Source organism: Paenibacillus sp. IHBB 3054, assembly GCF_051594305.1.
Taxonomy (GTDB): Bacteria; Bacillota; Bacilli; order Paenibacillales; family Paenibacillaceae; genus Paenibacillus_AQ.
Genome location: NZ_JBOFBG010000015.1, coordinates 90,091 through 103,935, shown reverse-complemented (window position 1 = coordinate 103,935; position 13,845 = coordinate 90,091). Strand labels below are relative to the sequence as shown.

Genomic DNA, 13,845 nt, shown 5'->3' with positions numbered 1-13,845 from the left:
GCGATGAGTATAACTGAAGCAACAACCGGACGTTGGTCCCGTAAAATCGCGGATACAATTCTCGGAGCCTGCAACGGGCAAGGGGAGAACGAATACGTGCTGGAACGCTGGGCCTATGTCCCAGGCATGCTGCTGATGGCTATGGCACGTGCCGGAGTCCAGCTCGCAGAGCCTGAATATCTCTCGTTTATGACGCGGCATATGGACAGCTTCATCAGGGAGGACGGCTCGATCCGTTCCTATACGCTGGAAGAATACAACCTGGACCAGATCAACCAGGGGAAAAATCTGTTCCGGCTGTATCAGCAAACCGGAGAGACGCGTTACGCCGAAGCAGCACACCTGCTGGCTGCGCAGCTTATCGGGCATCCCCGTACCTCCGAAGGCGGATTCTGGCATAAGAAGGTATATCCTTTCCAGATGTGGCTGGACGGGCTTTATATGGCATCACCCTTCCTTGCCGAATACGGCAAAGTTTTTCAGCGCCCTGAATTGATTGATGAGGCGGCCCATCAGCTGCTGCTGGTGGAGCGCAGAACCCGCGATCCCCGTACCGGTCTGCTCTATCACGGCTGGGATGAATCCCGGGAGCAGGAATGGGCCGACTCGTCCACCGGCTTGTCCTCCCATTTCTGGAGCCGGGCGATGGGCTGGTATGCGATGGCTGTGGTGGACTGCCTGGAGCATTTCCCGGTTACCCATCCGCAGCGGGGAACGATCATCGGGATCTTCCAGCGGATGTGCGGCGCACTAGCAGAGGTTCAAGACTCAAAGACCGGCCTCTGGTACCAGGTACTGGATCAGGCGGGACGGAAGGGCAATTATCTCGAAGCCTCCGGCTCCTGCATGTTTGTGTATGCGATGGCCAAGGGGCTGAGGCTGCGCTATCTGGAACCTTCTTTTAAAGACGTCATGCTCCAAGGTTATGAAGGCATCCTGGCCCATCTGACCTCAGAGGACGAACAGGGTGTTCATTTGCACAAGATCTGCCATGGAGCGGGTTTGAGCAAGGACCGCAACGGCTCCTACGATTACTACATTTCCGAGGCTATGGTATCTGATGCCGCTATGGGAGTGGCGCCGTTTTTACTGGCCTCGCTTGAAGTGGAAGGGTATCGCGATAGCCATTAAAGTCCACCTGGAGCAAGCTGCCGGTTACGCGCGGGAAAGCCGCCAAGTCCCTGTATTATATGTGGATATTGGTGCATGAGATGGAAACTGAAAATCATGTTTTAGATTTACCGGGTCAATAATTATAGCTGCAGTCCAATCATTCGTGATGAAAGTGAATGGTTGGGCTGTTTTTTATGATTCCGGATATTACAATGTGTCCCCAAGAGATTATTTTCCTTTAATTTGTCTAGTACATCTTTAATTTATCTCCTATGGGGTTCAACATTATATTCGTTATATTAGATGTGCATCAAATCTAAAAAAGAGGTGATAAGGTTCAGGCTATTGTGAATGCGCTTGCAATTCCACCATTGCTGAATTAGGTGATCCAAGGATTAAACCAAAATGAGGAGAGTGGACAATGGTATCTTATGCCCGAACAAAAAAGCTCAAAAAACTGACTTCGGCGGTTGTAGGCGCAGCGCTTCTGGTTACTTTGCTGCCGCAAACTGCCTTGGCGGGAGATACATGGCCGTTCAAGAATGAAAGCGCTCATGGCAAGAATCAACCGAGTGTTCACGGCTATACCAGCAATCAAATCGCGGACTGGAGTCCTGAAACAGATCCTTATGCAGCGCTTCTCAGATCCCGGGTGCCCCTGCAGCAGCGTATTGCTCCATTTGCCGCTACACAGGCTAATCCCAGACTTGATCCTAAGGTGCAAATGATTACAGTCGCCGGGGACTATGGCAATGCCTTTATCGAGAATGCCCCTTATACCAACAAGTTTGCCCAGTATCACTTCAACTACTGGCAATATATTGATTATTATTCCTACTGGCATGGCACGGCGACTGCCTATACACCGCCAGAATATTACGACGAGCTGGCGCAGAAAGACTGGCAGCAGAAATGGTTTGAGTTCGGAATATTGAATATTCCCAACCCGACCTATACCGATGCGGCGCACAAAAACGGGGTGATGTCCCTGGCCGGGATATTTTTCTCTGACAATGACCGGGGACAGCAGACTTACAAGCAAATGCTTGTAAAGGATCCTACCGGGAAATTTCCGGTGGCTGAGAAATTGATCGAAATGGCGCATTACTTCGGCTATGACGGTTATTTCATCAATCAGGAGGAAATCAGCCCTAACAATGTAGCGCCAGCAGACATTTCGGATTACATCGCTTTTGTGAAGACGCTCCAAAAAAACGGGCTGTATATACAATGGTACGATTCCCTCAATTCATCCACAGGTAAAAATGAATTTGCCCGAACGATCAATGACAACAACATCTCCTTTCTGTACGACAAAGCAGCCGGTGAGAACGTTGCAGATTCCTATTTCTTTGATTATGGCGTCGGAAATACACAGATTAACAGTGCGGCTGCGTACTTAAATAAACTGAATAGTTCGGCCGGAACTAACTTCAACTTGTTCGATGTCGGTTTTGCCGGTCTGGAAGCAGGCAGAGACCGGTTTAAAAGTGTTCAAGGGACGGCGCTCAATAATAAGCTGAACAACGGCCTTCCCCGCCTAAGTCTTGCCACACTAGGGGCGGATTTCGTCCATGCCGGTCTGGATGAGGATATGGGACTATCCTGGCCGGTTTCGCACCGGTCGGAGAACAACTATCAATGGATGACCAACCTTCGGGAGCAGCTCTGGTGGTCCGGTCCGAATGTGGACCCGAAAAACACGGCGAAATCGGCAACAAACACCGTTGCGGATGTTTACGCGGACAACAGATACTGGCCGGGGATTGCTTCGGTCATCTCGGAACGTTCTGTGCTTAAGAATTCCAATTTCTACACCAATTTCAACACCGGGCACGGGCTGTCCTATTATGTGGACGGAAAGATCTCGAATCCTGATGAATGGTCCAATATGAGTCTGCAGGATGTGCCGGTAACCTGGCAGTGGTGGCAGGACACCAAAGGCAACCGGTTAACGGTTGATTACGACTACGGTACCGGATATGATATTTCGGGAACAAACCGCCTGAGCTATCAACAGCTGGGAGGCTATAACGGGGGGAGTTCCTTGGCTGTGAACGGTAATCTTTCCAAGGAAAACTTCTTGCGTTTATACAAAAGCGACCTGAGCGTGAACTCCGGCTCCAAAATGTCGGTCACGTACAATAAACCTTCTGCCGATGATCAGTCTGTAACGCAAGCAGGCATCATCTTCGAGGATCAGCCGGCGGTCGTGGTTAAAGTTCCCCTTCCGGACAGCGGAAAGAAAACCGCGGGCTGGGTGACCAAAGAGCTGGATTTAAGCGCATATGCCGGCAAAAAAATCGCTGCTTTCGGACTGGTCTTCACACCGGGTCAGAAAACCATAACCAACTATCAGTTGAACCTTGGTCAGATCCGGATTTATGACGGTTCGGCAGTCAAGCCTGCCCCTCCGGCTGGTCTGGAGATTACCCAACTGCTTCCCAACACGAATGAGATGTACATGAACTGGAGTCTCAATACCGATTATTCGAAGGTTAAGCAGTACAATGTATATGTGAATGATGTCTATGTGGGCGGAAAGTACGACGAGACCTTTTATATTAAAAAACTGCCTGCCAAATCGGGAGTGGTTAAGGTGGCGGCTGTTGGAGCGGACGGACAGGAAGGTGAAGCCGCAACGGTATCCTTTGACCTGAATTCAGCAGTCTCGGGCATCGGAACAGAGGTCGGTGCTGACGGTAAATTCGTTGTCAAATGGACGAACCCGCAGCCGTCTTCCGGCAGTATTACAGTGACTGTGAATTCCATTAACCAGATCTCGACTCCGCAGCCCGTAACCGCGCAAAAGGTATTGCCGGAGGGCAGCACATCCGCTGCTTTCGGGCAAATGCCGGCTAACGGTGATGAGTTTACGGTTACTCTGAAGGCGGGGCAAACGAATACGGTTACTTATAACGGCAGGTTTACCGATACAATTTCCGAACCCTATGCCGGGAACTGGTCATGGACAGGAAATACACTGAACCTGCCGATGCCAAACAGCAGGGATTGGCGCTACCTTTACATTTATGAGGACGGTGTAGCCAAATCCTTCCCCACCACCTACAGTTCAGGTGATAAGCCAATGATTATCCGGGGAAGAACGACCAAAGCAAGCCTTTCCTTTACATCAACTGCGCGTGTGGTAACGGCGGTTATGGAAGATTACAGCGGCAACCGTTCAGAGCCGCTATATCTCCGAGGCAAATAGAACCTTGCCTTTGACGGGAATGGATTTTCTGAATTGAAGCAATCATCAAGGCGCTTGCCCCCCTGGCTTCGATAAGGGGAGGCGGGCGCCTCTTCAGTATCAAAGAAAGGTATATTTCTCCTGTATTCCAGAAAAAACGACATGATATACTTGATTTCGACAATAGACAATAGATCAAGGAGGGTTGCTTATGCGGAGAGAAACCCTGTATCGCAGGTATTTTAAAGATAATTTGTTTTTGCGTTTTATTCTGATTGTGTCCTGCATATTCGTTGCCAGCATTATAGTTTTTTCCTATCTCATGTTGATGCTGATATCACAATCTGCGGTGCAGAGGCAGATGGATATTCAACGAAAGACGATGGAGAGCGTCAGCAACTATGTGGAGCACAAATACCAATCCGTCCAGGACATCATGCGGGATGTATACCGGGATGGCGATCTGGCCAGCAACACCACCTTTCTGCTGGAAAATCCTTTCGGCGAATATGTTGAGCACCGCCTGGACCGTTTTTTTATCTCGAACGAGTCGAATTCCGATGTTGTGCAATATTTTCAGAATAAAATCGACGATGACCCGGATATCAGAAGCTTGATGTTGTATAGCGCCAACCAGCAGGTAATGTATTTTTACAGCAACCGCAGGCAGTTTGATATGGTGTCAACCAATGCCGCCCATTCGTTTGTCCCGGATACGATGTATCTGGATGAGGCCAGCAATGTTTCCATTCCGAATATCTGGGTGCTTAAGAGCCTCGGTATGCAGCGGTCGCCGATGTTCTCGGTGCGTATTCCCATCAGTAATAAGGCATCGCTGCGCAATATTGGTCAGATGCTCGTTTATTTTGATTCCGCTTCCATTTGGCAGAGCATGAAGAATTATCAGCAGGATTTCAAGGGTACCATTCTTGTGCTTTCCGCTCAAAATGATGTGTTGTTTGATACCTCCGGCAAAGAATACGGTAAAAAATATCTGGAACTGCAAGAAATGACTTCCGATGAGGATATATCCCTTGACGGTATGGTGGCTACCCGCCTGACCCAGAGCCAAGCCGGTTATTCTGTAGTCAGCCTTATCTCCAAGCAAGAGCTTGAGGAAACGTACAGCAGTGCCCGCAATACGATCATTACCATAGCTGCCGTATGCATTTTGTTCGCGGTATTATTGCCGGCTATGTTCATTTCCAGTTTCGCCAAAAGGACACATCGCATTATCCGCTTTACCCGCAAGGTGAAGAACGGGGATCTCAATGCGCGAATCTCGGATAGCCGGGAAGATGAATTGGGACAGATCGCCAAAAGCTTCAACGATATGCTGGACGAATTGAACCAGTATATTGATAAGGTGTTTAAAGCTGAAATCAAACAAAAACGTACCGAAATCGCTACGCTTGAAGCGCGGGTGAACCCGCATTTTCTCTATAACACCTTGGAAGTCATCCGCATGCGTGCCGTTTCCAGCGGAGCCAAAGACGTGGGTGATATGATCTACAGCCTGTCCGTCTTGTTCAAATCCTATGTCCGGCCCAAAGCCAGGTATACGTTCAAGGATGAACTGGAGGCATGCAAGATGTACCTGGAATTGTTCCGGATCCGCTACACAGACCGCTTCGCGTATACCATCGAATGCGAGAAGGAGCTGGAGAATTTGCCGGTACTAAAAATGACGCTTCAGCCGGTCATCGAAAATTATATTTTGCACGGAATGCGGACCGGGCAGAAGGATAACTGGATTAACATCAGCGTCTATCCACAGGAAGGAGTAATCCGTGCCGTCGTTAGTGACAATGGCCGGGGCATCGCGGAGGAGAAACTGAGCCGGCTTCGGCTGGATCTGGAGCAAGACGACGGGGTGTCCGAATCGGAGTCGTTTGGTCTGCGGAGCATTCATGACCGCCTCAAGCTAATGTACGGAAAGTCTTATGGCATCGAGCTTATGAGTGAAGAAGGAGCGGGAGCGGGTACAACAGTCATCATTACGTATCCCTATCCCGGCGAGGAGGAAATGAACCATGTATAAGGTGTTTATTGTGGATGACGAACCGTTCATACTTACAGGCTTGCGCGACATATTGGATTGGGAGCTGCTCGGGCTGGAGATTGTCGGCCAAGCCGAGAACGGACAAGAAGCGTTGGATATGCTTAGGGAAGTGCCTGCTGATATTCTGATTACCGATATCTCCATGCCTGTGATGTCAGGACTGGAATGTATTCGTGCCGTAACGAAATTCCGCCCGGAAATAAAAGTGATTGTGCTCAGCGGATATGATGAATTCATGTACGTCAAAGAGGGCTTGTCTCTGGGAATTGAGAACTATCTGCTCAAGCCGATTAACCTGGCGGAATTCCAGAGTACCCTGGAAACTGTCGTCGAGAAGCTGAATGTCTCCAGAGTAGATATGGAGTGGTCACAGTATACGGCATCCGTGCTCAAGGATAATATGCTGCTGCGCTGGATGCGGAATCAGATTGACCGGAACGAACTGTCGGAGCGGCTGCAGCTGCTTGGCTTGCCGATCAATAAGCGGTTTATTCAAGTAGCCTTGATTCAGACAGAGATGGAAACGGAATCATTTCAGGTGAATACCGCTGCGCTGGCTGAGAGCAACCCTTGGTTCTTCACCTTCTGGGACGCCGATAATGATTTTGTACTCGTACATAATTTTGAGGACAAAGACGCCGGGCCTGCGGAAATGGATGCCATTCTAAAGAGAATGATCGGCACCTGTCCTGCTGATCTGCGGATTCGCGCTGCTGTTGGAGCGATAGAGGAGACGGAAAACGCTGCTCACCTAAGTTATGAATCAGCAAAACAGGCGCTGGAATTTTTGACAATCCATCCGGAGCGCAAGCTAATCTATTATGAACAATTGAAGGAGCGCAAGAAAGATTTAAAAGACAGCCTGCCGGAGGACTGGAACGAGTATACGAAGTTAATCATCTCCAAGGATACGCCAGCGTTAATGGAGAGAATTGACTCGTATTTGTCAGAGGAGCGGATGGAAGGGATCACGCCTGACCTGCTTCAGGAGATCGCACTGGATTGGAATCTGTATTTCCGCATGCTGATCAAGGATATCCGAAGCGAGATGGAGCGGGAGCTCATTGCGGATGTATTGACCTCCATCAGAACGGCGAATTCCCTCCCGGCGCTGTCTGTGGCTTTGAAGAATACGGCCAAAAAAGTCATTGAGCTGCTGGAGCGCGAGGTGAAAAGCCCGGTGGTCAATCAGGTGCTGAACTACATCGAGAAATCCTATGGCGAGGATCTGTCCCTGAAAAAGCTGGGTTATTCGTTCAATATTCATCCGGTGTATTTAGGGCAGCTATTTAATAAAGCAGTCGGTGAATCTTTTGCGGAATATTTGAACCGTTACCGGATTGAGAAAGCCAAGGAACAGCTTCGCACGACGAATTGCAAGGTTCATGAAATCGCGAAAAATGTAGGTTATTGGGAGATGGGCTATTTTTACAAGCAATTTAAAAAGTATGTAGGCATTTCTCCGACTGAATTCAAAGGGCTGCTCTAACGGTTGCCCTTTATTTCTTTATTTTATACATCAGTTTATATAGTTTATCTTCTATTTGAAAATGCTTTCATTCAATAAAATGGAGACAGAGCTTAAGGAAACAGGTTGCCGGTGATAACAGGTAAGTCTGGATTCCCAAGCTAATAAAAAGGGAGGTACAGCAGATGAGCAAGAAAAAGAAAAGCTTCTCCTTATTGCTGACATCGTTGTTAGCGCTTTCTCTAACGTTAAGCGCTTGCGGAGGCAATAACAACAACAAAACAACTAACACCAATGGGGAGAACAAGGCGGGCAACAACACCGCGACAGAAACGGGAAGTTCTGAGAAACCCGTAGAGTTGACCTGGTATACCATTGGAGCACCGCAGAAGGATTTAGACAAAGTGCTTGAGGAAGTTAACAAATACACGCTCGAAAAAATCAATGCAACAATTGATATGAAAATGATTGATTTCGGGGATTACACGCAAAAAATGCAAGTCATGGTCGCCTCAGGCGAGCCTATGGATATTCTGTTTACTTGTTCCTGGGCTTTTGATTATGTGCAGAATGCACGTAAAGGTGCGTTTATGCAGCTGGATGAACTGCTGGATAAACAAGGAAAAGGTATTAAGGATACGATTGATCCCGCCTTCCTTGAAGGCTCCAAAGTCGACGGCCATAATTACGCTGTTCCGGCGAATAAAGAGCTTCCGGCACAAGAGGTATTCCGCTTCAATAAAGAATTGCTGGACAAATATAAGCTGGATATCACCAACGTGAAAACTATGGAAGGTCTGGAGCCTCTGCTGAAAACGATCAAGGAAAATGAACCGGAAGTGACTCCATACGCAATGGTCAAGGACTTTATGCCGGTCATGCCTTTCGATTACATTATCGAGAAAATGCCTATGGCCGTATATATGGACACCAAGGACTACAAGGTTGTAAATATCCTGGAATCTCCTGAAATTAAAGAAGCCCTTAAAACGGTTCGCAAATTCTATAAGGCAGGCTATATCTCTCCAGAAGTAGCAACCACCTCATCGGTTGATGACTTGTACAAATCAGGCAAATGGTTCACGGACCGGGCGGCTACCCAGCCGTTGGCCGACAATCTGTGGTCCGCAAGCTACGGTTATCCGGTAGTCTCCACTCCAGCCGGTCAGCCTTACATCTACAACTGGTCCGTCATGGGCTCCATGCAGGCCATCTCCGCCAACTCCGAACATCCTGAGAAAGCGATGGAATTCCTTAATCTGTTGAACACAGACCCTGTACTGCGCAATATGATTGATTCCGGTATTGAAGGCGTGCATTACGAGAAGGTCGGCGACAACATGGTCAAGAATCTGCCGGATGCGAAGAACTATGATATGCCTACTTTTTCACTCGGCAACATCATGATCAACTATTTGAACGAGGGCGACCCTGAGAACAAATGGGAAGAGTTCAAGAAATTTAACGATGCCGGCATTAACGCGCCGCTGCTCGGGTTCAACTTCGATACGTCGAAAATAACTAATGAAATCGCGGCGGTACAAAATGTTAAAGAGGAATTCTGGGCCCCGCTCATGACGGGAGCGGTAGATCCGGAAGAATATCTGGCCAAAGCCAATGAAAAGTTCAAGGCTGCCGGACTGGATAAAATTATCACTGAAGCTCAAACACAGCTTGATGCCTGGAAAGCAGCGAACAATAAGTAGAAACTTATTCAAGATCGGGCGGGTGATTAGACTTAGCCCGGTCTTTTGATTATGAAGACATTGATCTTTGCGGGATAGGAGGAATAAGTATTATGGGTAAAATTCGAAATACAACCCGAGATGTTGTGAGAAATAAAGTACTGCTGTTCATGGTTCTTCCGGGCACGTTATGGTTTTTATTTTTCTCCTATCTGCCAATGATCGGAACGGTCATTGCCTTTAAAGAATACCGTTTCAGCCGGGACGGGTTCTTTGCCAGCATCGTTAACAGCAAGTGGGTTGGCTGGGATAACTTCAAGTTCTTATTCACCACGAACGATGCGTATCTGATTACACGCAATACACTGTTGTATAATATGGCTTTTATCGTGGTGGGACTGATCTTATCGGTGCTGCTGGCGGTAGTGCTCTCTGAGATTGCCAATAAAAAGCTGGCCAAGCTGTATCAGACGGGAATGTTCCTGCCGTATTTTCTGTCCTGGGTGGTCGTGGGTTATTTTGCTTTCAGCTTCCTTAGCTCGGAGCGGGGACTGCTGAACGAAATATTCGGAAGCCACATTTCATGGTATTCGGAATCGAAATACTGGCCTTTCATTCTTATCTTCGTGTACTTGTGGAAGGCAGTAGGGTATAACAGCGTGGTCTATCTGGCCGCGATCATGGGCATTGACAAGTCACTGTACGAAGCGGCGATGATCGACGGAGCAAGCAAATTCCAGCAGATCCGCAACATCACGCTCCCGCTACTCAGTCCGATTATCACCATTATGACCTTGCTTGCGATCGGGAAGATTTTTTATGCGGATTTCGGACTGTTCTATCAAGTGCCAAGAGATTCGGGGACGCTCTACAGCGTGACCAATGTTATCGATACGTATGTGTACCGCGGACTCAAGACGACCGGTGAGATCGGCATGAGCACAGCTGCGGGCTTGTATCAATCAGTGGTTGGTTTTGTTCTGGTCATTACCTCCAATTACATCGTGCGGAGATTCGATAAGGACAGTGCCTTATTCTAGGTTAATGAAAGGTCAATGAAGGAAAGTGAGGGAATCCTATGTCTGTAAATCCTGCTAAAGCGCGCAACTTCCATGAGCTGTCTAAAGGATGGAACATCATTTTTAATTGCATTGCCGGCGCTTTTGCTTTTCTTTGTATTTTTCCGTTTCTGTTTGTGGTGATCATCTCGTTCACCGATGAAGGAGCGCTTGCCCGGGAGGGCTACAAGTTAATCCCCTCTAAATGGAGCATTGGTGCCTATCAATATATCTTTGATTCAGGTGACACTTTACTCCGTTCGTACGGGGTGACTATCTTTGTAACGGTGATCGGTACCATTGTCAGCCTGCTGTTTATTGCGCTGTACGCCTATGCCATTTCACGTAAAAGCTTTAAATACCGCAATTTCTTCGCGTTCTTCGCCTTCTTCACGATGCTGTTTAACGGGGGGCTGGTGCCAACCTATATTGTCGTGACCCAGTTTCTTGGGTTGAAGGACAGCATTTGGGCTTTGATTCTGCCGCTGGCCGTCAATGCCTTTTATATTATGATTCTGCGTACCTTCTACAGCACCAGCGTGCCGGATGCCATTATTGAGTCCGGGAAAATCGACGGGGCCGGCGAATTCCGGGTGTTCCTTACCCTTGTTCTGCCGCTGTCGCTGCCCGGTCTGGCTACGATTGCACTGTTCAGCACGCTCGGGTACTGGAACGACTGGTTCAACGCCTTGCTTTATATTGATAATCCCGATCTGGTGCCGCTGCAGTCGATGCTGATGCGGATTGAGACCAGCATGCAATTTATCCTGCAAAACTCGCAAAACAGTTCGCTAAGTCTGGAGGCGCTGCGGTCGATGCCTCAGGATACATCGCGTATGGCCATGGTGGTGCTTGCCACAGGTCCGATCATTTTTGCATATCCATTCTTCCAGCGTTATTTCATCCAAGGACTTACCGTAGGTGCAGTTAAAGAATAAGACAGAACAGGAGAGCGGGTGTGGGGACAAAATGATTTACAAAGACCGTACGAAGCCGATTAAGGAGCGGACAGCGCACCTGCTGGGGCTGATGACGCTGGAGGAGAAGGTGGGCCAGCTGATTCAACTTTTCGGCTGGCAGACCTATGAATATACAGAAGGCAGAGTAGAGCTGGACGAAAGCTTTAAACGTCAAGTCCGGGAAGGCGGCATCGGCTCCTTGTACGGAACCCTGCGGGCCGACCCCTGGACCGGTGTTACGCTGGAGACAGGACTGAGCCCGCGTGCCGGGGCCGAGGCGGTAAATGCCATTCAGAGCTATGTGCTGGAGCATTCCCGGCTCGGAATTCCCATGCTGATCGGGGAAGAGTGTTCCCATGGACATATGGCTATTGGCGCAACCGTATTTCCCGTTCCGCTGCTTCTCGGCAGCACTTGGAATGTCGATTTATACAGGGAGATGTGCCGGGTAACCGCGCTGGAGACCCGCGCCCAAGGCGGAACAATTACGTATTCGCCGGTGCTAGATGTGGTGCGTGATCCCCGCTGGGGCCGCACCGAGGAATGTTTTGGAGAGGACCCTTATCTTATCGGCGAGTTCGCCGCCGCTTCCGTTGAAGGGCTGCAGGGCGATGCACTGGATAGCGAATCCAGTGTTGGCGCTACGCTGAAGCATTTTGTTGCCTATGGCAGCTCGGAGGGCGGCAGGAATGCAGGTCCCGTGCATATGGGGAAGAGAGAGCTTCTGGAAGTGGATATGTATCCCTTCCGCAAGGCAGTCGCAGCCGGTGCCGTGTCAATCATGCCTGCCTACAACGAAATTGATGGAGTGCCTTGCACCAGCAATACTGAGCTGCTGCGGGACGTGCTGCGTGGAGAATGGGAATTCGACGGCATGATCATCACCGATTGCGGTGCCATTGACATGCTGGCTTCCGGCCATGATACGGCAGCGGACGGTGAAGAGGCTGCTGTGCAGGCCATTCGGGCCGGTATTGATATGGAGATGTCTGGCGAGATGTTTGGCCGTCATCTGCTGCAGGCCGTCACTTCCGGCCGTCTGGAAGAGTCGCTGCTGGATGAAGCCGCTGCCCGTGTGCTGGACCTGAAATTCCGGCTGGGCCTGTTTGAACAGCCGTTCGCCGATCCTGATCGGGCGGAGCGGGTCATTGGCAGTCCAGAGCATGCCGGTTTGGCGCGTACGATCGCCGCAGAAGGTATTGTGCTGCTGAAAAATAACGGTGTCCTTCCGCTGTCCAAACGCGGAGGCACGGTCGCTGTCATCGGACCCAACGCTGATGCCGGCTATAATCAGCTCGGCGATTACACCTCGCCGCAGCCTCCATCCAAAGTGGCAACCGTTCTGGATGGCATCCGGCATAAGCTCTCGGCAGAGCCGGAGCGGGTAAGATACGCGCCGGGCTGCCGTATCAAAGACCATTCCACCGAAGGTTTTGACTTTGCAGTGGAGGCGGCGGCCGGGGCGGATACGATTATCCTCGCACTGGGCGGGTCCAGCGCCCGGGACTTTGGCGAAGGAAGTATTGATTTAAGAACCGGAGCCTCCAAGGTTACGCACAATGTACTCAGCGACATGGACTGCGGTGAAGGCATTGACCGGATGTCGCTTCAACTGTCCGGTGTTCAACGGGAACTTGTGAAGCGGCTGAAATCTCTCGGCAAACCTATAGTGGTCGTCTATATCAATGGCCGGCCCATCGCCGAGCCGTGGATAGATGAGCAGGCGGATGCGATTCTTGAAGCCTGGTATCCGGGACAGGAAGGCGGCCATGCTATCGCGGATATTCTATTCGGCGATGTGAACCCTTCGGGGCGGCTGACTGTATCCGTCCCGAAGGATGCAGGGCAACTTCCCGTTCACTATCTGGGCAAACGGTCCCGCGGCAAACGTTATCTGGAGGCAGATTCGCAGCCGCAATATCCCTTCGGCTTCGGGCTAAGCTACACCGAATTCAGTTATACGAATTTGCGGGCAGAGCCCGCTGTTATTCACGCGGACGGGACTGCCGAAGTGACGGTGGAAGTGGAAAATACCGGCCGGTGTAGCGGAGCGGAAGTGGTTCAGCTGTATATTTCTGATCTTGTCAGCAAGGTAACCCGACCGGCCAAGCAATTGAAAGGATTCCGCAAAATCTGCCTGGAGCCGGGTGAAAAGCAAGTGGTTGCTTTTACGGTCAACGCCGAGCACTTGAGCTATATCGGACCGGAGTACACACCAGTGGTTGAACCGGGAATATTCAGAATTGGAGTTGGCAGAAATGTCAACGATACGCTCAATATTGAACTTGCGGTGGTGGAGGAATAGAC

At 49.8% G+C, this 13,845-nt stretch carries 8 protein-coding genes; all 8 read left to right on the top strand.

Features of this window, described 5'->3' with window-relative positions; all coding sequences use genetic code 11:
- The first annotated feature begins 3 nt into the window (after positions 1-3).
- The 8 genes from ACQ76X_RS17675 (at position 4) to ACQ76X_RS17640 (ending at position 13,843) form a co-directional block, all read left to right on the top strand.
- Complete coding sequence (locus ACQ76X_RS17675) at positions 4-1,131, top strand: glycoside hydrolase family 88/105 protein (RefSeq protein ID WP_438495245.1); 1,128 nt, start codon at positions 4-6, stop codon at positions 1,129-1,131.
- 403 nt (positions 1,132-1,534) lie between these two features.
- Positions 1,535-4,327, top strand: a complete 2,793-nt coding sequence (locus tag ACQ76X_RS17670; protein WP_438495244.1) for an endo-beta-N-acetylglucosaminidase — start codon at positions 1,535-1,537, stop codon at positions 4,325-4,327.
- A 190-nt stretch (positions 4,328-4,517) separates the two neighbouring features.
- On the top strand, positions 4,518-6,347 hold the full coding sequence (locus ACQ76X_RS17665; RefSeq protein WP_438495243.1) for a cache domain-containing sensor histidine kinase: 1,830 nt from the start codon (positions 4,518-4,520) through the stop codon (positions 6,345-6,347).
- Positions 6,340-7,857 carry a response regulator gene (locus tag ACQ76X_RS17660; RefSeq protein ID WP_438495242.1) on the top strand — a complete coding sequence of 506 codons (1,518 nt, stop codon included), beginning with the start codon at positions 6,340-6,342 and terminating at the stop codon, positions 7,855-7,857. The genes ACQ76X_RS17665 and ACQ76X_RS17660 overlap by 8 nt, the downstream gene beginning before the upstream one ends.
- 164 nt (positions 7,858-8,021) lie before the next feature.
- A complete protein-coding gene (locus ACQ76X_RS17655) occupies positions 8,022-9,542 on the top strand; it encodes an ABC transporter substrate-binding protein (RefSeq protein ID WP_438495241.1) in 1,521 nt (506 codons plus the stop codon).
- 92 nt (positions 9,543-9,634) lie between these two features.
- Positions 9,635-10,561: an ABC transporter permease gene (locus ACQ76X_RS17650; protein WP_438495240.1), complete on the top strand. Its 927-nt coding sequence runs from the start codon at positions 9,635-9,637 to the stop codon at positions 10,559-10,561.
- A gap of 38 nt (positions 10,562-10,599) precedes the next feature.
- Positions 10,600-11,517 carry a carbohydrate ABC transporter permease gene (locus ACQ76X_RS17645; protein WP_438495239.1) on the top strand — a complete coding sequence of 306 codons (918 nt, stop codon included), beginning with the start codon at positions 10,600-10,602 and terminating at the stop codon, positions 11,515-11,517.
- A gap of 31 nt (positions 11,518-11,548) precedes the next feature.
- Positions 11,549-13,843 carry a glycoside hydrolase family 3 N-terminal domain-containing protein gene (locus tag ACQ76X_RS17640; protein ID WP_438495238.1) on the top strand — a complete coding sequence of 765 codons (2,295 nt, stop codon included), beginning with the start codon at positions 11,549-11,551 and terminating at the stop codon, positions 13,841-13,843.
- Positions 13,844-13,845 lie beyond the last annotated feature (2 nt).

Coding starts and splice junctions, on each gene's coding strand:
- ACQ76X_RS17675 (WP_438495245.1), top strand. CDS start 4: ATGAGTATAACTGAAGCAACAACCGGACGTTGGTCCCGTAAAATCGCG.
- ACQ76X_RS17670 (WP_438495244.1), top strand. CDS start 1,535: ATGGTATCTTATGCCCGAACAAAAAAGCTCAAAAAACTGACTTCGGCG.
- ACQ76X_RS17665 (WP_438495243.1), top strand. CDS start 4,518: ATGCGGAGAGAAACCCTGTATCGCAGGTATTTTAAAGATAATTTGTTT.
- ACQ76X_RS17660 (WP_438495242.1), top strand. CDS start 6,340: ATGTATAAGGTGTTTATTGTGGATGACGAACCGTTCATACTTACAGGC.
- ACQ76X_RS17655 (WP_438495241.1), top strand. CDS start 8,022: ATGAGCAAGAAAAAGAAAAGCTTCTCCTTATTGCTGACATCGTTGTTA.
- ACQ76X_RS17650 (WP_438495240.1), top strand. CDS start 9,635: ATGGGTAAAATTCGAAATACAACCCGAGATGTTGTGAGAAATAAAGTA.
- ACQ76X_RS17645 (WP_438495239.1), top strand. CDS start 10,600: ATGTCTGTAAATCCTGCTAAAGCGCGCAACTTCCATGAGCTGTCTAAA.
- ACQ76X_RS17640 (WP_438495238.1), top strand. CDS start 11,549: ATGATTTACAAAGACCGTACGAAGCCGATTAAGGAGCGGACAGCGCAC.